Source organism: Labrys sp. (in: a-proteobacteria), from assembly GCF_047605565.1.
GTDB classification, from domain to species: domain Bacteria; phylum Pseudomonadota; class Alphaproteobacteria; order Rhizobiales; family Labraceae; genus Labrys; species Labrys neptuniae.
On record NZ_JASGFM010000030.1, the window covers coordinates 61,631 to 83,203 of the forward strand.

Annotated in this window: 16 protein-coding genes and 2 pseudogenes; 12 read left to right on the top strand and 6 right to left on the bottom strand. The window is 62.3% G+C overall.

Annotated features, from left to right (window positions below; translation table 11 throughout):
* Positions 1-17 precede the first annotated feature (17 nt).
* The 4 genes and pseudogenes from QM672_RS23105 (at position 18) to QM672_RS23120 (ending at position 5,240) form a co-directional block, all read left to right on the top strand.
* Positions 18-1,529 carry a sugar ABC transporter ATP-binding protein gene (locus tag QM672_RS23105; RefSeq protein ID WP_415085394.1) on the top strand — a complete coding sequence of 504 codons (1,512 nt, stop codon included), beginning with the start codon at positions 18-20 and terminating at the stop codon, positions 1,527-1,529.
* Positions 1,530-1,556: 27 nt separating this feature from the next.
* Positions 1,557-2,552 carry an ABC transporter permease gene (locus QM672_RS23110; RefSeq protein WP_311940278.1) on the top strand — a complete coding sequence of 332 codons (996 nt, stop codon included), beginning with the start codon at positions 1,557-1,559 and terminating at the stop codon, positions 2,550-2,552.
* A 101-nt stretch (positions 2,553-2,653) separates the two neighbouring features.
* A pseudogene (locus QM672_RS23115) lies at positions 2,654-2,863 on the top strand (aldehyde dehydrogenase (NADP(+))); the annotation flags it as partial.
* Between the two features lie 1,174 nt (positions 2,864-4,037).
* Positions 4,038-5,240, top strand: a complete 1,203-nt coding sequence (locus tag QM672_RS23120; protein ID WP_415085396.1) for a porin — start codon at positions 4,038-4,040, stop codon at positions 5,238-5,240.
* A gap of 732 nt (positions 5,241-5,972) precedes the next feature.
* Here the strand turns inward: QM672_RS23120 and QM672_RS23125 are convergent.
* The 3 genes and pseudogenes from QM672_RS23125 to QM672_RS23135 all read right to left on the bottom strand — a co-directional run bounded on the left by QM672_RS23125 (position 5,973) and on the right by QM672_RS23135 (position 7,795).
* Positions 5,973-6,137, bottom strand: a complete 165-nt coding sequence (locus QM672_RS23125; RefSeq protein WP_415085398.1) for a zinc-binding dehydrogenase — start codon at positions 6,135-6,137, stop codon at positions 5,973-5,975.
* 64 nt (positions 6,138-6,201) lie between these two features.
* Positions 6,202-6,942 (bottom strand): annotated as a pseudogene (locus tag QM672_RS23130) (quinone oxidoreductase family protein); the annotation flags it as partial.
* 202 nt (positions 6,943-7,144) lie between these two features.
* Entirely contained in the window at positions 7,145-7,795 is a 651-nt protein-coding gene (locus QM672_RS23135) for a hydrolase (RefSeq protein ID WP_415085400.1), read from the bottom strand.
* Positions 7,796-7,948: 153 nt separating this feature from the next.
* Between QM672_RS23135 and QM672_RS23140 the strand changes: the two genes are divergently transcribed.
* From QM672_RS23140 to QM672_RS23175, 8 genes are all read left to right on the top strand, one after another.
* Positions 7,949-8,842, top strand: coding sequence for a LysR family transcriptional regulator (locus tag QM672_RS23140; protein ID WP_415085402.1), 894 nt, complete (start codon positions 7,949-7,951; stop codon positions 8,840-8,842).
* A 337-nt stretch (positions 8,843-9,179) separates the two neighbouring features.
* Entirely contained in the window at positions 9,180-10,058 is an 879-nt protein-coding gene (locus QM672_RS23145; RefSeq protein WP_415085425.1) for a LysR family transcriptional regulator, read from the top strand.
* A gap of 193 nt (positions 10,059-10,251) precedes the next feature.
* Positions 10,252-10,605 (top strand): helix-turn-helix domain-containing protein, encoded by a 354-nt coding sequence (locus tag QM672_RS23150; protein WP_415085404.1) that lies wholly within the window; start codon positions 10,252-10,254, stop codon positions 10,603-10,605.
* A 315-nt stretch (positions 10,606-10,920) separates the two neighbouring features.
* On the top strand, positions 10,921-11,319 hold the full coding sequence (locus QM672_RS23155; protein ID WP_394314963.1) for a hypothetical protein: 399 nt from the start codon (positions 10,921-10,923) through the stop codon (positions 11,317-11,319).
* A gap of 9 nt (positions 11,320-11,328) precedes the next feature.
* Positions 11,329-13,992 (top strand): pyruvate dehydrogenase (acetyl-transferring), homodimeric type, encoded by a 2,664-nt coding sequence (gene aceE / locus QM672_RS23160; RefSeq protein WP_311940292.1) that lies wholly within the window; start codon positions 11,329-11,331, stop codon positions 13,990-13,992.
* Between the two features lie 128 nt (positions 13,993-14,120).
* On the top strand, positions 14,121-15,386 hold the full coding sequence (gene aceF, locus QM672_RS23165; RefSeq protein WP_415085406.1) for a dihydrolipoyllysine-residue acetyltransferase: 1,266 nt from the start codon (positions 14,121-14,123) through the stop codon (positions 15,384-15,386).
* Between the two features lie 34 nt (positions 15,387-15,420).
* Positions 15,421-17,163, top strand: a complete 1,743-nt coding sequence (lpdA, locus tag QM672_RS23170; protein WP_415085408.1) for a dihydrolipoyl dehydrogenase — start codon at positions 15,421-15,423, stop codon at positions 17,161-17,163.
* Positions 17,164-17,351: 188 nt separating this feature from the next.
* Positions 17,352-19,535: an NADP-dependent malic enzyme gene (locus QM672_RS23175; RefSeq protein ID WP_415085410.1), complete on the top strand. Its 2,184-nt coding sequence runs from the start codon at positions 17,352-17,354 to the stop codon at positions 19,533-19,535.
* Between the two features lie 182 nt (positions 19,536-19,717).
* Here the strand turns inward: QM672_RS23175 and QM672_RS23180 are convergent, their stop codons facing one another.
* The 3 genes from QM672_RS23180 to QM672_RS23190 form a co-directional block, all read right to left on the bottom strand.
* Positions 19,718-20,209, bottom strand: coding sequence for an ureidoglycolate lyase (locus QM672_RS23180; RefSeq protein WP_415085412.1), 492 nt, complete (start codon positions 20,207-20,209; stop codon positions 19,718-19,720).
* Positions 20,206-21,042: a bifunctional allantoicase/(S)-ureidoglycine aminohydrolase gene (locus QM672_RS23185; protein WP_367626327.1), complete on the bottom strand. Its 837-nt coding sequence runs from the start codon at positions 21,040-21,042 to the stop codon at positions 20,206-20,208. Before QM672_RS23185 ends, QM672_RS23180 begins: the two co-directional genes overlap by 4 nt.
* A gap of 219 nt (positions 21,043-21,261) precedes the next feature.
* The coding region (locus QM672_RS23190; protein WP_415085415.1) for a hypothetical protein at positions 21,262-21,573 on the bottom strand (312 nt) is incomplete at its 5' end.

Consider the following 21,573-nt stretch of genomic DNA (forward strand, 5'->3'; position numbering starts at 1 on the left):
GATCTGGGAGGGGCGATATGACGGCGCATGATTTGCGTGGGTCCACAACTGCGCAAGACGAGATCCTGCGGATCGACAACGTCACGAAGAGCTATGGACCGGTCAGGGCGCTGCGCGGCGTGTCGCTCAGCATCCGCCGCGGTACGATCCATGGCCTTCTTGGCGAGAACGGTGCCGGCAAGTCCACGCTGGTCGGGATCATTTCCGGCCAGCGCTCGCCAACCTCCGGGCAAATCGTCATGGACGGCCGGCCGCTCCACCATGTCGACGTCAAGACGATGGAGCAGGCCGGTGTTTTCCTGGTGACCCAGGAGCCTATGATCATCGACAACCTGACCGCCGCCGAGAATCTGATGCTGGGCATCTGGCCGGTGAAGAACGGCTTTGTCGACTGGAAGGCCCTGCGTCAGGACGCGTTGCGAATACTCGAAGGCTCCGGCATCGACGCCAATGCGCTGGCCGGCCGCCTGGATGCCGTCGCAAGGCGCAAGCTCAATATCCTGCGGGCGATGTTTTCGGGCGGCAAAGTCATCATCCTTGACGAACCGACAGCTGCGCTGACCGTCGCCGACAGGCGCGTGCTTTTCGACTTCATGCGTCGTTTGAAGAGCGATGGCGTCACCTTCATCTTCATCTCCCACTACAATGACGAGATCCTGGAGATTTGCGATGCGGTGTCGGTGCTTCGGGACGGTGGTCTTGCCGGCGGTTCCGAGGACGTCGCCTCCCTCTCCTCCGAGCAACTGACCGAGCTCGTGCTGGGCCGTGGACTGGCCCTGTTCCAGCGGGACCGACGCGATCATGCCGGCAAGGCGCCTCACGTGTCGCTGCGCGACGTCAAAGGCCAGTACCTGTCCCTCAAGGCAATGGATATCGCGGCGGGTGAGGTCGTGGGCTTGACCGGCCTGCCGGGGGCGGGGGCGAAAGAACTGGCCCGGGCGATATTCGGTTTGTATCCGGCCAGTGGCACGATCGCCATCGATGGCACACAGCGCAGGCTGCCCCGAACCCCTCGCGCCGCTCTCGATGCGGGGATCGCCTTTCTGTCGGATGACCGCCGCAGGGACGGTGCCGTCGGAAAAATGTCGATCGGACAGAATATTGCCTTGTCCTCGCTGCCGGCGCGCGCGCGCATGGGCTACATCGATCGCGCCGCCGAAGCCGAGATCATCGACCGCTATTTCAAGGCAATGGATGTCAAGGCACCCAATCCGGACTATGCGGTCGATACACTCAGCGGCGGCAACCAGCAAAAGGTCTGCCTTGGCCGCGTGCTTGCCACCGAGCCGCGTCTGTTGATCGTCGACGAACCCACCCGAGGCATCGATGTGGGCGTTAAGCAGGACGTGCTGCGGATCATCGACGAACTCAGTGCCGCCGGTGTTTCGGTCATCATCGTCTCGACCGACACCGACGAATTGGTACGTGCCGTCGACCGCGTCTGCATCTTCGAGCACGGCCAGATCAAGGAAACCCTCACGGGAGAAGCCATCACCGTCGAACGCCTGCGTTCTTCGGTGCAGGCCTGATGCGTCCGGAGAACAGGAGAGTTTGGTATGAGCAAGGCAACTGTCAATGGTACGGTCACCCCGCCTGCCGCCAAGTTGAACCGTGACGCAATTCTGGGGTGGGTCCTCCACAATATCGTCTGGATCTGGCTCATCGCGCTGGTCGCCATTTTCGGTGCGTTCAACGACTACTTCCTGACCGTCATGAATCTTCAGAACGTGATGGTGCAGGCAACCGTCCTGGGAATGCTCGGGCTTGCCGTGGCCCTGCCGCTTCTGGTGGCGGAGATCGACCTGTCCATTCCCGCCAATGCGGGCTTTTCGGCGGCCGTGGGGGCTCTTGCCTATTCCGATCTCGGAATGCCATGGCTGATCGCCGCGCTGATGGGCCTGGCGGTCGCCACCCTGATCGGTTTTTTCAATGGCATCTGCATCACGCGCCTGAAAATGGTGTCGCTGATCGAGACCTTGTCGATGATGATCATCCTGCAAGGGGCCCTGCTCGCGCTGACACAAGGCAAGACGCTGACCAACATGTCGGACGGGTATGTCTGGATCGGGCAGGCCATGGTGGGCGGCTGGCCAATCATGCCGGTCGTGTTCGTAATGGCGCTGGTCGTGATCGCCGTCGTCCTGCACCGCACGGTGCTGGGGCGTTCGATCTATGCGGTTGGCGGCAATCCTGTCGCCTCGAATTCGGCGGGAATTCGGGTCGGCCGTGTCAAGGTCATCACCTACACGATGTCGGGGTTCCTTGCCGGTCTGGCCGGGTTCTTGCTGGCATCATGGCAGATGGCGATCACCTCGAACCAGGGATCGAGCTATCTGCTCTATGCGATCGCGGCGCCGATCATCGGCGGCGTCAGCGTCTTCGGTGGACGCGGCAATGTGCGTGGCGTGCTGGGCGGCGTCCTGCTGTTGACCGTCATCCAGGTGGGCCTCGCCATCATCAACGTTCCCTCCTTCTATGTGGGCATGATCGGCGGCGTGATGATCTTCATCGCCGTGGCTATCGATGCCTTCCGCGTCCGTTATTTCGGCTGACATTGCGCGATCACGAGCGAGCACCATGACCTTTGTCCCACATGGCAGACGCCTGATCGCAGGCGAAGGGATAGCCGCGGAGGCCACCTTCGAAAACGAGCCTCTTGCGGACACTGGAACGCCAGGCAGGCCGCTTGTTGATGAACGGCTATCCGACCGGGGTCGACGCTACGGACGCGATGGTGCATGGCCGGCCTTATCCGGCCAGCACGAATTTCGGGACCATCTCGGTCGGCGCGATGTCGATCCGCCGCTTTCTCAGACCGGTCTGCCATCAGAATGTCTGGCGCGACATCATGCCGTTGGACCTCGTCTGGAGATCTCGTTCAACAGTTCAACCTTCCTTTGAAGAAACGATACGAGGAAACGCAATGCCTGATCGCGAGCATTCGGATTCGGTGGCTGAAGTGACCCACGGCTCCCAAGGTTCTCTTGATGCCGTCGACAAACAGATCGGTAAAGACGAGTCCCTGGCGATCCTGGAACGCCTGGATCGCATCGAGCGCCATCTTGCGTTTCTTGTGGCCCGTCAGCCCGGCAGTTTTGGCGACACGGATCGCGGTGAGCGAAAATGACTTCCGGTTCGGGAAGCTGACGGCGATAGAGAATGTAGTGGTGGCGGGCCTGGTGCGGGACATACCCGTAAGGCAGCGGCGGCGCTCGAGGCCTTGAAACGGATTGGCCTGGGGCCGGTGGCCAGCGGAGCGGCCGTCGGGAGGCCAGCACAAGCGGATCGATTTTGCCCGCCCCATCGCGGCGTGCCCGCAAGTGGCTTTGCTTTAGGCTGACTGCCTAGGAGGCCTTCTCTCATCAGAATTCTTATTCATATGAATTCGAATGCCCCGGCAATGGCTTGCGAGGTGGGATTCAGGGTCGCGCTCTTCGCGCCGTCGAGGCGAAAGGTGAGGGGGGGGTGCCGATACAGGGTGGAAAGATCGATATGGAAGCTCGTGCGATCATCCCCCTTTTCCAGATCGCGAAGGCTCGGATTGCAGGCCGGGTTCAGGCGCACACAGAGCGGGATCGCCGAACGATCGAACGCCGGTGCGAAAACATCAACACCCTTTGATGGAAGTGGGGGGACTTCTGGGCCTCAGTCCGGTTTGACAGTATATTCTCATAAAAATCAGAATAATTTCCAGAAATGCTTCATAATTTATTGTAATTCTTCGATTTTTCGAGTCTCAAAAATGATGTGCCAAATTTGCAACATGAAGTTGTAAAAGTTCGCCATAGTGACGATAAATTGCCATATTTTGTTGTCTCGAGACCCAAAGTGCGATCACCTTAAGGAATGGTTCTTTGGAATCTTTTCGGGGGCGCAAAAACGCGCTCACGGTCTCGCAATCGATTGAAGTGCTGCAAAGCGCTTCTAATCAGAAATCGCACTATCTCGGAGGTCATCAAATGACCATAAGGTCTCTTCTCCTCGGCGCATCTGCCGGACTCGCTATAATCGGTGCCGCTCAGGCCGCTGATCTGCCCATGACCAAGGGCGAAGCCGTCGAATATGTGAAGGTCTGCACGGCCTTCGGTCCGGGCTTTTTCTATATTCCCGGCACCGATACCTGCCTGAAGATCGGCGGCGAAATTCGCGCCGATTATCGCGCTTTTGCCGGTAATGGTTTTAGCCGCAACGACGATCGTTCGGCCTTCAACACCCAGGCCCGCATCTGGTTCGATGCCCGTACGGAGACCGACTGGGGTCTGCTGCGTTCCTATTTTCAGATCAATGCCGACTCGCATCCGATCAGCAATCAGGGCCGCGGCGGCATCTATAACGACAACCGTTTCACCATCGACAAGGCCTTCATCCAGTTCGGTGGTCTGACCGCTGGTTACGCCCATTCCTTCTTCGGCTTCTACGACAACGAGTATGGCGACACCATCTGGGCGCCGTATTATGCAGAGCAGAACACAGTCAACTTGATCGCCTACACCGCTCAGTTCGGCGGTGGCTTCAGCGCCACGCTGTCGATCGAAGACGGCCGCGATCATCGCGTCGGCGGGACGAGTACGCCGGTTGATATCAACGGGACGCTCTATGGTTACCGTGAAGGTGGTCAGCAGGTTCCCGATGTCGTCGCCCAGTTGCGTTGGGATCAATCCTGGGGCTCCATCGCCGTTCAGGCGGCTGGTCATCAGTCTCGTTCGGGAACGAACTACGAGGACGATGACGGCAATGAGGTGATCGTTCGTCGCAGCAACAAGTACGGCTATGCCGTCGGTGCCACCGGCTTGATCAAGATCCCTGCGATCGACAACGGTCACTTCATCGTTGAAGGTCAGTATGCGGATGGTGCGCTCGACTATCTGGGCGCAGGCGCCACTTGGATTGCAAACTCCGATTCCTTCGTGAACAGCCGTGGTCGAATTGACCGTGGCAAGGGCTGGTCGATCACGGCGGAACTCGGCGGCAATATCACCCCGGTTCTGGGTGCCAACCTCGTCGGTTCTTACATCGATACGCAGTATGACCGCTATCTGGGCAACGGCCAATATGGCCTGAAGGAATACACGATCGCAGGTAACCTGACCTACACGATCGTCAAGGGCCTGACCGTTGCCGGTGAAGTGGCCTGGACCCACGGCAAGTTGGACAATGGCGTCATCGACGATGGCGAATTGAGCGGCCGCAGCAAGTACAATGTCTTGCAGGGCGGTGTTCGCCTCAAGCGGACTTTCTGAGTCTAGTTAGATAGGTTCTGATTGAAGGCCCAATGTAAATTGGGCCTTCTTTGCATCTATACTAGATAAATTCTCCGTGATGAATGGTCGTGTTCATTCATGACGCTACGAGTTATGTGAGTCATTTAATGATTTAAACGTTGATTGAGTTCTGGCGTAACGGAACAATTTGTGTATCAATGGGATTCTGGTTCGCGAGACCAGAAAATCATATCTGACTTCCAAACTTTCCTTTCGAAATGGCCCGGCTTTGTCCGGGCCATTTTTTGTTATGGGAACGCGCAACCGTGAAACATGCGGACTATTGCTCAGTACCGAAATGTGATGGCGCATGTTTGTCATCGTCGATCGGCCTTGGATGTTTGATCCCAGGTTTTGATGGAGCATCCTTTCGCTCGAAACCAGACGGTCCGTCGAGCGATATGGACTGGTCAAGCGAGCTCAAGGGCACTGGCCAAGCGCTAGGGACCGACCAAAAGACCATCGCAAGTGGAAAAAGAGATCCTTGTCGCTGGCCTGCCAGCGGGTCCGAAGGCGTCTGAATTGACGGTATTGTCGGCCTTATCAAGTGCAGTACGGACATACTGCGTCGTCCGCGAAGCGGTGGCCATTTCGCGTCGCGATATAGGTCGTCGATATGTTCAGCTGGGGGCGGGAAGGGGGCGATGAAAGGTGCAGCACTCCGGCACTGTTCGCCATAAGGCGCCTGCGTTTTCACCCGATCTGCGAAGCTTATTGCCTAGCCGGGACGATCACAACGCGCCCGAGAATGGAATTGCCTTCGGCATAGGTGTGGGCCTCAGGGGCGGCTCCAAGTGGAAACGTCCTGTCCACGATCACCTTGAGATCCCCCCGTTGTTGCCAACTCCAGCATCCTGGAAACTGTGAGGTAGACATCCGGCTTTTCCAATTGCGTTCCCATGAAGACGCCGAAAAGCGATTGGTTCGCCTGTAGTGCTGACCATAGATCAATACTGAGTTGCGAACCGCCGGCGTTCCCCACGAATATCAGACGCCCTTCGGGCCGGAGCGCCGCCAGGGAACCTTGCAGGGTGGCTCCCACCGGGTCCAGGACGAGATCCACGCCACGACCTTGTGTCAGACGCATGACCGTATCGACGACGTCGGCCGAGCGATGATCGATCGCATGATCGAGGCCGAGCTCGACAAGGCGTTCGGCCCTCTCGAGCCCGGAGACCGTTGCAAGCACGGTCGCGCCTGCCAGATGGGCGAGCTGGATGGCGGCAAGCCCGACGCCGCCGGCGCCTGCCTGGACGAGGACAGTTTCGCCACGCTTCAAACCGCCCCGCGTGAAGAGGCAGTGATGAGCGGTCCCGAATGCGATAGGCAGGGCTGCGGCAGCGGCCACATCGAGTCCCTCCGGCACAGGCCAGGTCCGGCTGGCGACAACGGCACGCAGCTCCGCATGCGATCCGGCGAGGTCGAAGCTCGTCACCTTTTGGCCCACCTTGCGATTCTTCACGTCTTCCCCGATCGCGATAATTTCGCCGGCGGCGGCGTAGCCGACGACGAAGGCCGGGTGGGGTGGAGGCGTGGATGCGCGATTGATCAGGTCGCCGCCCTCGATAGCGGCGGCTTCGACGCGGATCAGGACGCCATCGTTTGGACAAACCGGATCGGGCACATCCGCATAGCGAAGGACGTCGGGCGGGCCCGGGTGGTCATAGATGGCTGCTTTCATGGTTCCCTCGCTGCGCCACAGCCCGCTTGGGGGTGGTTGGACGCATCAGCCGCATCGATCCATGCCTCCGCTCGCCGGAGCGAGCATCCGGGCATAGCATTCATCGCTGACGTCACAAGGCTTCCCTGCGAGGTGGAAGTGGCGAGACTCCAGATACGGATCGCTCTGGATTCGAAGCGAAACTCGCCATCCCGGCTCCGGATCAGCCTTTGCTCGGCACAGGCGTTTTGAGCAGTTGCTGCTCCCAGAGGAAGGCAATGCCGCTGCCGGCAGCATGCTGTACCAGCACCTCCGAAAGCTCCGCGGCATGCTCTGTACGGGCCCAGTCGCGCTGCCATTCCGAAGCCACTGCCAGCCAGGTCATCATATTCGCACCGGCCATGACCATGCGCTGGATAGCGACCTCGTGGGCCTCGACCGAAGTGCCGCCGGACGCATCAGTGACAACTGTCACGTCCCAGCCTTCGCCGAGCGCCTGGATCGTCGGCATCGCAACGCAGATCTCGGTCCACAAGCCCGCGATGATCAACTGCTTGCGGCCAGTGGCCTTGACGGCGTCGACTATCTGCCGGTCTTCCCAGGTGTTGATGAACGTCCTGTCGATCACTTCCTGGCCGGGGAAGACGTCGGTGATCTGGGGGAAGATGACACCGCCCCGGTCTGCGATCACACTCGTTAGGATGGTAGGAACGCCAAAGGCCTTGGCTGCCTTGGCCAGAGCCGTCGAATTGTTGACCACCATGTGAGGATCGTGGCTGTTCAGGTTCGCGAGCTGGTACGGCTGGTGGTCGATCAGAACGAGGACTGAATCTTCGGGCCGAAGAAGCGAGTCAAGGCCGTTACGAAAGGTCATTATTGCGTCCTTTGCTGCCGCTTTGTGCGGCATTGGTTTTGCGGGAGACATGCGCCGGCGGGCGATGTTTGCCGGCCGCAATTTGCCGTTCCTCTTCGTGATGCGGTAGTGCCATAGTCCGCCACGCCGTGTCGCGAAATGAGGAACGCCGAGTTGGACATCGAAGATCTACGGACATTCGTCGCAGTGGCCGATGCAGGGGGCGTATCGGCGGCCGCGCGCCGGCTCGGCGTCTCCAAGTCGATCGTCAGCCGGCGGCTCTTCCGGGTTGAAGCGGAGCTTGGCGTCCAGCTTCTTGCACGGACGACCCGCGGCGCGGCACTCACGGAAGCGGGAACCACGTTCAGAGACCATGCGGCCAGAGCCAGCGCCGAAATCGATACGGCCAGGGAGGCGATCCTCCCCACCGGTGAGTTGCGCGGCGGCCTGAGGGTTGCCATGCCGCTTACTTTCGGCGCCACCCATTTCGCTCCTGTGCTCGCGGAAATGGCGCGTCTGCACCCGAAGCTTCAGATCCATACTTCCTACAGCGATCGCTTCGTCGATCTCATCGCAGAGGGTTTCGATTGCGCGATCCGGGGCGCCTACCTTCAGGACTCCAACCTGATCGCGAAGCGTGTCGGGCCGATCCATGGCAAGCTTGTCGCAAGCCCGGATTATATCGAGATGCATGGATCACCCGAGACTCCGGGCGAGCTCGTCGCCCATCAGGCCCTCATGCAGGGAACCGAGGCCTGGCAGTTCATGGATGGCGACAAGATCGTCACGGTTCAGCCGCAAGGCAGGTTCAAGGCCGACAGCGCCATAGCACTTGCCGCCGCGGCAGCGGCAGGTCTCGGCATCGCCTGGCTCCCCGATTGCATCACATATGAATATGTGGCGTCCGGCGCTCTGGTTCCGATCATGACACGCTATCCGGTACCTCCGGGCGCCGCCTATGTCGTCCGCCCGCCGGGGCAGTATCCCACGCGGAAAGTACGGGTGCTCACGCAGATGCTGATCGAGTATTTCAAACGCAACCCCGATCTTTGGGGCCTTGACGGTTAGGTCCCGATGGTTCGGCCAACCGCTCCTATCGTACGATGTCGAGGGACGTCGCGGTTTCGGTCATTGTCGTGCGCCACGGCATGAGACCTGGCTGCGGATCCCTACTCAATAGAATCAGGATTTTACGAGCGCAGGTTCAAATCGGGGAGCCCCCCTGCAACCGGTTGCAATTCGTGAAACCGACTCCGATCGCCGCCTCAACTTCATCAAAAGTGAGTCGGAAACCCTATTCACATCGTCCGGTACCTGCGGATAGCTTTTGACGAAATTGCACGACAATCCCAACCCACGTAGTCTGGCAGGGTTGCGATGCGTCGTCTCACACATGGGGACATCTGTGGAATTGCGTCATTTGCGTTACTTTGTGGCAGTCGCCGAAGAGCTCAGCTTCACAGCCGCTGCCACGCGCCTAGGTGTCTCCCAACCGCCTCTGAGCACACAGATCCAGGACCTGGAATATGAACTGAAGACGCAACTCTTCGTCCGCAACAAGCGACGCGTGGAACTGACGGCGGCCGGCGTGGCTTTTCGCAACTATGCTGGGGCCATTCTCGCGCAGGTCGACGAGGCCGTGGAGAAAACCTATGCCATTGGCCGTGGCCAGGTCGGAGAGCTTGACCTTGCTACGACAGGTTCCGTGCTTCTCGGACCTCTTGCGGGATTGATTGCTCGGTTCCAGGCGGGCATGCCCCATGTCCTCGTGCGTATCCAGGAAATGCCGCCGCTCGAGCAGGAGCTCGCGCTCCATGCCCGCAAGATCGATATCAGCTTTCTGCGCGGACCAACGGGCGATCCCGCCCTTGTGACGGAGCTTGCCTGGCCCGAAAAGGTTGGCCTTGCCTTGCCCCAATCGCATCCACTGGCGGGCAATGGCGAAATCGCACTTGCCGACTTGCGGGACGAAAAATTCGTGTTCCTGCGCCTGAAAGATTCCCGATTTGCGCGATATCTCAGGGATTGCTGTGTCGAAGCGGGCTTTGCTCCCAATATTTCCCAGCAAGTGGTCGAGTCCCATTCCTTGCTGAGCTTGGTCGCAGCGGGCCTTGGCATTGCGCTTGTGCCGGAGGCGGTACGGGAATTGGCGCGCCCGGGTATCATCTACAGGCGCCTCGTCGAGCCTGCGCCGGTTGCCGATGTCATGATGCTCTATCGTGACGACCGCAGTGCCGCTGTCGATCGCTTCCTGATCGAAACGCGCGACTACTTCCGGCAGTGACGACAGGCCATTACCCGGGTCGGTTCGGCTCCTTGTTCGGCCCTCCGTCCGGCGTGCAAGAGCGGCATCGGGATTCCAGATAACATGTCGATAAATACGTTCGGAGTATAATTCTATCCGAAGGATATATTGGACGTATAAATATTCTCTCGACATAACGCGCCTGCATCTCGGGAAATCAGGGGAGGTCGCAGTGGACTCGATCGCTGGGACGGCGCAGCGCCTGTGGGAACTCGGCGGCCACGAAAACGGTGACGCGGGACGGGGAACGCCTGCGCTCTTGAACGGCGGCTATGAGATCTCAGCTGGCCATGGTTGCGTGCAGGCGGTCCTCCGAGCCGTGTCGATCCTCAAATGCATCGCGCAGGATCCCCATGGCATGACGCTGCGCGAAATTGTTCGAGGCACGAATTTGGCGCCCTCGACCGCCCATCGTCTGCTGACGACGCTGCAAAGTGAGGGTTTCGTGCAGTTCAAGCCGGAAGCATCGCGCTGGCTGGTCGGTCATGGTGCTCATCTGGTCGGCGTCGCCTTTCTTGCGCAATGATGCTGGCCGCCTGCCTGACGTCGCGCGCTGATATGATCGAGGGTTGCGTGGAGCGATACTTCTGCATTCCACGATGTGAAAACACCCGGCCAATCATTGGCTTTTGTGCTCTAACTTGCTGGCAAGCAGTCGCTTCCTTGCACGATGGTGCTTCTGATGCGGTTCGCTCGCGGAAGTTCGGCAAGGCCATTCACAGGCCTTCTGCCCCGAACGGTTGAGGCGGGGCGGGTTTGATCGGGGGAATCCCGCGAGCCGAAGCAAGGAGGGTGGTGTCATGAAGCTGGACGTCATTGGACTGGGATCATGGGAGCGCCCATGGCGGGCCATCTGATCGAGGGCGGGCACGAGCTTCATCGGAGTACCGGCAGGAAGGTTCCCCAACGCCTGGTCGAGCTTGGCGCTGCTGGCTGTGAGCTGGCCGAGAAGGCCGGCATCGTTTTCATCGTGGCGCCGAGCCGGATCGCCGGTAAGATCGTTGCCGACATGAGTTCGATTTCATCGCTCGCAATCTCGGAAGATGGTCGACTGGTCACCGAGGCTTTCGTGTCGGCTTGCGTCCGGAAAGAAACGCAGCAGCCGCGCGAAAAAATCGACTCCGATGCCTACCGGAGCGGACAAATCCCGCTGCGATCAGATTGTTCGAACAGCCCTGCCTGCCTTCAGAGTTTCCCGAGTTTCCGACACTTCCCGCCTATCGGCTTATCCAGACAGTAGGGATCGCGCATGAGCGACGAGATTAAGGACACCAATCCGGCCGAAACCCGAGAGTGGCTCGAGTCGCTTGACGGCGTCATCGAGGTCGAGGGCCCGGACCGAGCCCATTTTCTGCTCGACCAGGTCATGGCAGGCGCCCGCCGACGCGGGACACCGGTGCCCTATTCGGCCAACACGCCCTATCTCAACACCATCCCGGCCGACAAGCAGCCCGCCCATCCTGGTGACCGGGCCATCGAGCACCACATTCGCTCGATCATCCGCTGGAACGCGATGGCGATCGTGCTGCGCGCCAACAAGACATCGTCCGAGCTCGGCGGCCATATCGCCAGCTTCCAGTCGTCGGCGCTGCTCTACGACACCGGCTACATGCATTTCTGGCACGCGCCGACCAAGGATCACGGCGGCGACCTCATCTATGTGCAGGGCCATGTCTCGCCCGGCATCTATGCCCGCTCCTTCGTGGAGGGGCGCCTCAGCGAGGAGCAGCTGCTTGCCTTCCGCCAGGAGGTCGACGGCAAGGGGCTGTCGTCCTATCCCCACCCCTGGCTGATGCCCGACTACTGGCAGTTCCCCACGGTCTCCATGGGGCTGGGGCCGCTGATGGCGATCTATCAGGCGCGCTTCCTGAAATATCTCCATAATCGCGGCTTTGCCGACACCGCTCCGCGCAAGGTCTGGGCCTTCCTCGGCGACGGCGAGATGGACGAACCGGAATCGACCGGCGCCATCTCCCTCGCCGCGCGCGAAAAACTCGACAACCTCATCTTCGTCATCAACTGCAACCTGCAGCGCCTCGACGGGCCGGTGCGCGGCAACGGCAAGGTGATCCAGGAGCTGGAAGCCCAGTTCAAGGGCGCCGGCTGGAACGTGATCAAGGTGATCTGGGGCTCGGGCTGGGACGATCTTCTCGCCCGGGATAGCAGCGGCGCCCTGCTCAAGATCATGAGCGAGACGGTCGACGGCGAATATCAGGACTACAAGTCCAAGAACGGCGCCTATGTCCGCGAGCATTTCTTCGGCAAGTCGCCGGAAACCGCCGCCATGGTCAAGGACTGGACGGACGAGCAGATCTGGGCGCTGGTGCGCGGCGGCCACGACCCCCTCAAGGTCTATGCCGCCTACAAGGCCGCCAGCGAGCACAAGGGCCAGCCGACGCTGATCCTGGCCAAGACCGTCAAGGGCTATGGCATGGGCGAGGCGGGTGAAGGCCAGAACATCACCCATCAGCAAAAGAAGATGGGCGAGCATTCCCTCAAGGAGTTCCGCGACCGTTTCGGCCTCACCGAGATCACCGACGAGAAGCTCGCCGAGATCCCCTTCATCCGCTTCGAGGAGGGCAGCAAGGAGCTTGCCTATCTCAGCCAGCGCCGCGCCGCGCTCGGCGGTTCGCTGCCCTCGCGCCGGGCAAAATCGACGGCGCTGGAAGTGCCGCCGCTCTCGGCCTTCGATGCACAGCTCAAATCCACCGAAGGCCGCGAGATCTCGACCACCATGGCCTTCGTGCGCGTGCTCAACACGCTGCTGCGCGACAAGCAGATCGGCAAGCGCGTCGTGCCCATCGTGCCAGACGAGAGCCGCACCTTCGGCATGGAGGGCATGTTCCGGCAATTCGGCATCTTCAGCCAGGTCGGCCAGCTCTACCGGCCCGAGGATGCCAATCAGCTGATGTTCTACAAGGAGGACAAATCGGGCCAGCTCCTGCAGGAGGGCATCAACGAGGCCGGTGCGATGTCGTCGTGGATCGCGGCCGCAACGTCCTATTCGACCTCGGACGCGCCGATGATCCCCTTCTACATCTATTACTCGATGTTCGGCTTCCAGCGCATCGGGGACCTGGCCTGGGCGGCCGGCGACATGCGGGCCCGCGGCTTCCTGGTGGGCGGCACCGCCGGGCGCACCACGCTGAACGGCGAGGGCCTGCAGCATGAGGACGGCCATTCGCACCTGATCTCGGGCACGATCCCCAACTGCCTCTCCTATGATCCGACATTCGCCTATGAGGTCGCCGTCATCGTCCAGGACGGCTTGCGGCGCATGTATGCCGAGCAGGAAGACGTCTTCTACTACCTCACCGTGATGAACGAGAACTACGAGCACCCGGCCATGCCTGCCGGCGCCGAGGAGGGCATCGTCAAGGGGATGTACCTGTTCAGGCAGGCTCAGAAGCAGACGACCCTGCGCGTCCAGCTCCTGGGCTCGGGCACGATCCTGCGGGAGGTCATTGCTGCGGCCGAGCTGCTTGCCGCCGATTTCGGCGTCGAAGCCGACATCTGGAGCTGCCCGAGCTTCACCGAGCTGCGCCGCGAGGCCGTCGCGGTCGAGCGCTGGAACCTGCTCAATCCCGAGGCGGCGCCGAGGAAGAGCTATGTCGAGACCTGTCTGGGAGGCCGGCAGGGCCCGGTGATCGCCGCCACCGACTATATGCGCCTTTACGCCGACCAGATCCGCACCTGGGTACCGGGCCGCTACCGCGTCCTGGGTACGGACGGCTTCGGCCGCTCGGATTATCGCCGCCGCCTGCGGCATTTCTTCGAGGTCGACCGGCACTGGGTCGCAGTCGCCGCGCTCAAGAGCCTGGCCGAGGAGGGGGCGGTGAAGCCGGCGCTCGTCGCCGAGGCCATCCGCAAATATGGGCTCGATCCGTCCAAGGCCAATCCCGCCACCGTCTGAACCGGTCGCGCCCCGGGACCTGGCAGCCGCACAGGTGGCCGTCAGGTCCCGGCGCACCGCACACCATTTTGCCGATCCATCACGCGCCATCAGCCCAAACGTGCCAACCGTCTTCAGGAGGAACTCCCGTGCCCACCGAGATCAAAGTTCCAGATATCGGCGACTTCAAGGACGTCCCTGTCATCGAAATCCTCGTCAATGTGGGCGACAAGGTGAATGTCGACGACCCGCTGGTGTCGCTCGAATCCGACAAGGCGACCATGGAGGTCCCCTCGACCGCAGCCGGCATCGTCGAGCAGATCCTGGTCAAGCTCGGCGACAAGGTCAGCGAGGGCGCGCCTCTGGTCGTGGTCCAGGCCGGGGAAGGCGGCATGGCCCAGCCGCCGTCCCTCGTCGAACAGCAGGAGCCGGCCCCGGCCGCTGCGCCTGCGCCCGCAGCGGCGGCTACGGCGTCCGCTCCCGCACCCACCCGCGGCGCCATCGCCGATTTCTCCGGCGTGCATGCCAGCCCGTCGGTGCGCCGCCTGGCGCGCGAGCTCTCGGTGGACCTCAACCAGCTCAAGGGCACCGGCGAGAAAGGGCGCATCACCCTCGAGGATGTGCGCGCCTTCCTCAAGGGACCGGCTCCGGCCGCTTCGGCACCGGCTGCGGCGGGTGCGGGCATTCCCGAAATTCCCGCCGTCGATTTCTCCAAGTTCGGCCCGATCGAGACCAAGCCGCTCTCTCGCATCAAGCGGCTCTCCGGCCCCCATCTGCACCGGGCCTGGCTCAACGTGCCTCACGTCACCCACAATGACGAGGCTGACATCACCGACATCGAGGCCTACCGCAAGGAGCTGGATGCCGCAGCCAAGGAGAAGGGCTTCCGCGTCACCCTGCTCGCCTTCCTGATCAAGGCCTCGGTTTCGGCCCTGCGTGCCTTCCCGGAATTCAACGCCTCGCTCTCGCCGGAAAAGGACGCCCTGATCTACAAGAAGTTCTACAATATCGGCATCGCCGTCGACACGCCCGACGGCCTCGTCGTTCCAGTGATCAAGGATGCCGACCGCAAGGGCATCCACGAGATCAGCAGGGAGATGGGCGACATCTCCAAGAAGGCGCGCGACGGCAAGCTCGGTCCCGCCGACATGAGCGGCGGCACCTTCTCGATCTCCTCGCTGGGCGGGATCGGCGGCACCGCCTTCACCCCGATCGTGAATGCGCCCGAGGTGGCCATCCTGGGCGTGGTGCGCTCGAAGATGGCGCCGGTCTGGGATGGCACCGAGTTCAAGCCGCGCCTGATGCTGCCGGTTTCCCTTTCCTATGATCACCGGGTGATCGACGGGGCGCTCGCGGCCCGCTTCGCCCGGCATTTGTGCACCTCGCTCGAGGATGTTCGGCGGCTGATCCTCTGACCGGCCGGATTTCGCAACACTCGGGAGAGACACAATGAGCAATGGAAACCAAGTCCGCGTCCCCGATATCGGCGACTTCAAGGGCGTGCCCGTTATCGAGATCCATGTGAAGCCGGGCGACCAGGTCCAGGCCGACGATCCCCTGGTCTCGCTGGAATCCGACAAGGCGACGATGGAAGTGCCCGCGCCGGCGGCGGGCACGATCGCCGAGGTCACGGTCAAGATCGGCGACAAGGTCAGCGAAGGCGACGTCATCGTGACGATGGCCGGCGCGGCGGCAGCTGCTGCCCCGGCGGCGGCTCCCAGCGAGGCGCCCAAGGCGGCAGCGCCCGCACCCGCCGCCCAACCCGCCAGCGGCGGCAAGGGCGACATCCATGGCGAAGTCGTCGTGCTGGGCGGTGGTCCCGGCGGCTACACGGCCGCATTCCGGGCCGCTGACCTCGGCAAGCAGGTGGTGCTGATCGAGCGCTGGCCGCAGCTCGGCGGCGTCTGCCTGAATGTCGGCTGCATTCCCTCCAAGGCGCTGCTCCATGCCGCAAAGGTGATTTCCGAAAGCCAGGACATGGGAGCCCACGGTGTTACCTTCGCGGCGCCCGAGGTCGACATCGACAAGCTGCGCGGCTGGAAGGACAGCGTGATCAGGAAGCTGACGGGCGGCCTCGGCGGCCTCGCCAAGCAGCGCAAGGTCACCGTCGTCACCGGCACCGGCCGCTTCACCGCGCCCGACCGTATCGAGGTGCAAGGCGAGGACGGTACCAAGTCGGTCAGCTTCGAGCATGCCATCATCGCAGCCGGTTCGGAGCCGGTGGTGCTGCCCTTCATCCCGCAGGACGATCCGCGGGTGATCGATTCCACCGGTGCCCTGGCGCTTGATAACGTTCCCAAGCGCCTGCTCGTCGTCGGCGGCGGCATCATCGGGCTCGAAATGGCCACGGTCTACCAGGCATTGGGATCCAAGGTCACCATCGTCGAACTGATGGACCAGATCATCCCTGGCGCCGACAAGGACATCGTCACGCCGCTGATGAAGCGCGTCTCCAAGCAATTCGAGGCGATCCATCTCAAGGCCAAGGTCACCAAGGTCGAGGCCGGGCCGGACGGGCTGACCGTCTCGTTCGAGGGCGGCAGCGCCCCGGCGACCGATCGCTTCGACAAGATCCTGGTCGCGGTCGGCCGCCGCCCCAACGGGCGCCTGATCGGAGCGGAAAATGCCGGCGTCGCCGTTGATGAGCGTGGCTTCATTGCCGTCGACAAGCAGATGCGCACCAACGTCCCGCACATCTTCGCCATCGGCGATGTGGTCGGCCAGCCGATGCTCGCCCACAAGGCCGTGCATGAAGGCAAGGTCGCGGCCGAGAACGCGGCGGGACACAAGGCCTTCTTCGACGCCAAGGTGATCCCCTCGGTGGCCTATACCGACCCCGAGGTCGCCTGGGTCGGCCTGACCGAGAACGAGGCCAAGGCGCGCGGCGTCAAATATGGCAAGGGCGTCTTCCCCTGGGCCGCCTCTGGCCGCGCCCTCTCGCTCGGACGGGACGAGGGCATGACCAAGGTGCTGTTCGAGGAGGGTTCGGAGCGCATCATCGGCTGCGGCATCGTCGGCACCAATGCGGGCGATCTCATCGCCGAGGCCGCGCTCGCCATCGAGATGGGGGCGGATGCGGTCGATATCGGCGCGACGATCCATCCCCATCCAACCCTGTCGGAAACGATCGGGATGGCCGCGGAGGCCTTCGAAGGCACGATTACCGACCTCTACATGCCCAAGAAGCGCTGAGACCATCGCAGTTGAAGCCAAGCCGGGCGTCCTGACCATGTCCTGACGGCCCGGTTCCCGCGCAAAGGCCCGCCTGAAAGGCGCCCGCTTGGGCGTCAACGGCGGAGTGCGCCCTGAAGACAAGGGCGGGAGCGGGCCGCAAGGCCCTTCCTGCCGAACGCATCGAGTTCAATCAATCGGAGGACGTCGTGGACGAGCAACTGGTCAAAGCTGCCCTGGATTACCATCGCTATCCCATTGCCGGAAAAATCACCGTCCTGCCGACCAAGGACATGACGACACAGCGCGACCTCGCTTTGGCCTATTCGCCCGGCGTCGCCGCGGCGTGCCTCGCCATCAAGGACGATCCGCAGGAAGCCTCCAGCCTGACGGCGCGCGCCAATCTGGTGGCCGTCATCTCCAACGGTACGGCCGTGCTCGGCCTCGGCAATATCGGGGCGCTCGCCGGCAAGCCGGTGATGGAGGGCAAGGGCTGCCTGTTCAAGAAGTTCGCCGGTATCGACGTGTTCGACATCGAGATCGACGAAACCGATCCCGACAAGCTGGTCGACATCATTGCCAGCCTCGAACCGACCTTCGGCGGGATCAATCTGGAGGATATCAAGGCGCCCGAATGCTTCATCGTCGAGACGAAGCTGCGCGAGCGCATGGGGATTCCGGTCTTCCATGACGACCAGCATGGCACGGCCATCGTCGCGGCCGCCGCGATCCTCAACGGCCTGGAAGTGGTCGGAAAGAAGATCGAGGACGCCAGGCTGGTCTGCTCGGGCGCCGGGGCTGCGGCTCTCGCCTGCCTCGATCTGCTCGTCCATCTGGGGCTGCGCAAGGAAAACGTCTTTGTCACCGACAGCAAGGGCGTCGTCTACAAGGGACGCACCGCCTCGATGGACGAGAGCAAGGCCCGCTATGCCCGCGAGACGCAGGCACGCACCCTCGCCGACATCGTGGAAGGCGCCGACATCTTCCTCGGCCTCTCGATGGCGGGTGTCCTCAAGCCGGAAATGGTGGCGGGCATGGCCGAGCGGCCGCTCATCCTGGCACTCGCCAATCCCGAGCCCGAAATCCGGCCCGAACTGGCCCGCGAGGTGAGGCCGGACGCCATCGTGGCGACCGGGCGGTCGGACTATCCCAACCAGGTCAACAACGTCCTGTGCTTCCCCTTCATTTTCCGGGGCGCGCTGGATGTGGGCGCACGCACCATCAACGAGGCGATGAAGCTGGCGGCCGTCCGCGCCATTGCCGAACTCGCGCGGGTCGAACAGTCCGATGTCGTGGCCGCCGCCTATGGCACCCATGATCTCAGCTTCGGTCCGGACTATCTCATTCCCAAGCCGTTCGATCCGCGGCTGATCGTCAAGGTGGCCTCGGCGGTAGCCGAGGCCGCCGTCGCCAGCGGCGTCGCGGTCAGGCCGATCGAGGATTTCGACGCCTACCGGCGTTCCCTCGAGCGTTTCGTCTACACGTCCGGCACGGTGATGCAGCCGGTGTTCGCGGCGGCGGTCGAGGCCGGTGCCAAGCGCATCGCCTATGCCGAGGGCGAGGACGATCGGGTGCTGCGCGCAGCCCAGATCGCCCTCGACGAGCGTATCGCCTCGCCCGTCCTGATCGGGCGACCCGATGTCATTGCCCGCCGCGTGCAGGAACTGGGCCTGCGCATCCGGCCCGGCAAGGATGTCGAGGTCGTCGAGGTCGGCGACGATGCAGCCATGGGCGGCACCTCGACGGCAGCGCGGCTGCTGGCCGCAGGCGAGGTCGAGGGCATGCTGTGCGGCATGGCCGGCGCCTATGCCGATCACCTTGGCCCGATCGGCAGGATCGTCGGCCTGCGGGCGGATGCGCATGCCTTCGCCGCCATGGGTCTGCTGCAGCTGCCGCGCCACACGGTGTTCGTCTGCGACCCCTTCATTCATCGCGATCCCTCGGCGGACGAAATCGCCGAGATGACGGTGCTCGCGGCTATGGAATTGCGCCGTTTCGGCCAGGTGCCTCGCGCGGCCTTGTTGTCCCATGCCGACGACGACGGCAGCGACGATCCATCGGTGCGCAAGATGCGCGCTGCGCTCGCGCGCATCCTGGAACTCGCGCCGGAGCTGGAGGTGGAGGGCGGATTGCAAGCCGATACGGCTCTCAGCCGTGCCGCCCTGGCCAGGGTCCGGCCCGGCACGCGGCTGACGGACGCTGCCAACCTCCTGGTCATGCCGAACCGGGATGCGGCCAACATCACCTTCAACGCCTTGAAGGTGATTGCGGGGCAGGGCGTCTCGGTCGGCCCCATCCTGCTGGGCGCGGCCAAGCCCGCCCATATCCTCACGCCGGCGACGACGGTGCGCGGCATCGTGAACATGACCACGCTGGCGGCGGCGGCAGGGTAGGGCGCCGCACGGTCATCGCAGTCGTTCACTCTCTTGATTTTTCAGAGTTTGTGCTGCCCCTCGCCCCGCTCCTTGCGGGGAGAGGGGCAAGGGTGAGGGACGACGCACCCCTTCAAAAACGAAGCCTCCCGTCGCGGGTAGCGGCGGGAGGCCTGGAATTCAGCCGATCCACGAAAGACCAATCAGGGCAGGCGGATCTCGTAAGGCTCGGGGAAGTGGAATTCCTCGAGATTGTTGCCGTCCCCCGCCCGGTCGACGACGAGGAAATCCTGCGACTCGTCGAGCGGCGTCAGCACGCCATGCCAGAGATTGGCCGGATAGTTCACGCCCTGGCCCGGGCTGGTCAGGAAGACGCGGGGCGTTCCCGGTCGGCCGCCCTCATCCGGCGCGACCACCACCAGGAAGGGGCGCGGTGACAGGGGGAAGAAGGCCTGGCTGCCGAAAGGATGACGTTCCACCATCGTAAGCGTCAAGGGCAGGGCATAGGGCGTGCCCTTGAAGATGTTGATGATGACATGGCCGCCCGGCCCCCTGGCTTCGGCCCGGGCGAGGGCGTGGTAACGCTCGCAGCGCCCGCCATTGATCGGATAATGAGCGGCACCGTCGGTCTCGATCACCTCGCCGAAAGGCGCGAAGGCCTCGCGGGTGAGGGGCTCGACGAGAAGGATGCTCATCGCCGCAATTCCCCGCCGAGCTTCATGTGGCGGTTGACGTCCTTGTAGAGCAAATAACGGAAATTGCTGGGGCCGCCGGCATAGCAGGCCTGCGGGCAGAAGGCGCGCAGCCACATGAAATCGCCGGCCTCGACCTCGACCCAGTCCTGGTTGAGCCGATAGACTGCCTTGCCTTCCAGGACATAGAGCCCGTGCTCCATGACGTGGGTCTCGGCGAACGGAATGACCGCGCCCGGCGCCAGCGTCACGATGGTCACATGCATGTCATGGCGCATGTCCTCGGGATCGACGAAGCGCGTGGTCGCCCAGCGGCCCTCGGTATCCGGCATCGGGCTGGGCGCAATGTCGCGCTCATTGGCAAAGATCGGCTCGGGCTTTGCTATGCCGGCGACGTGCTCGTAGCTCTTGCGGACCCAATGGAAGCGGACGAGCTTGTCGCTCTGGTTGCGCACGCGCCAATCGCTGCCGCAGGGAATATAGGCGTAGCCGCCCGGCGTCATCGTATGGGCCTTGCCGTCGAGCGTAACCGTCAGCTCGCCTTCGACGACGAACAGCACGCCCTGTGCGCCCTCGTCCAGTTCCGGCTTGTCGCTGCCGCCACCCGGGGCGACTTCCACGATGTATTGGGAAAAGGTTTCGGAGAAGCCGGAGAGCGGGCGAGCGATCACCCAGCAACGAGTCTTGTCCCAAAGCGGCAGATAGCTCGTCACGATGTCGCTATAGACACCTTTGGGGATGACGGCATAGGCCTCCGTGAATACGGCACGGCCTGTCAGGAGTTGAGTTTGAGGAGGCAGCCCGCCAGTCGGGGAAAAATACGATCGGACTGTCATTATTCTATCCTTAGACCCGTTAGTTGATATTTATTATACTTCAGAATTTGCGTTACTTGGGAACGATATCTGCCGATGATGCTTTGAACTACGTTCGAAGCATCTTGATCGCGGACGCGTAAACAAGCGCATACCAATGGTTCGTAATCCGAATATCGGGCAAATGCGAGTCGTCCGTTGCAAAATCCCGACGAATTTCACGATATGGAATCTGCAAGATCATGCGAAGTCGAACCCTTTCCCAATGAAGCATTCTGAGTAACCATAATAGAAATCAACAGGCTCGACCCACAGCATCGAGCGTATTCCGGTGTTGGGAGGCTGGGTCGTCGCAGCCGATCGTCTGTCTGCCGGCATATGGGCGTCCATGAAGAGGCGCGACACGCCGGCATCTCTTGCCCACGCAGGGCTGGCACTGGACAGCCGGCCCTGCGGGCCCCGGTCCTGACCCGCCTCGGGTCGGTGACGGACCGATAAACAAGAACGCGTGAAGGAGGAAACCGGCTTGAGTTCCACATCGATCGGCACGGC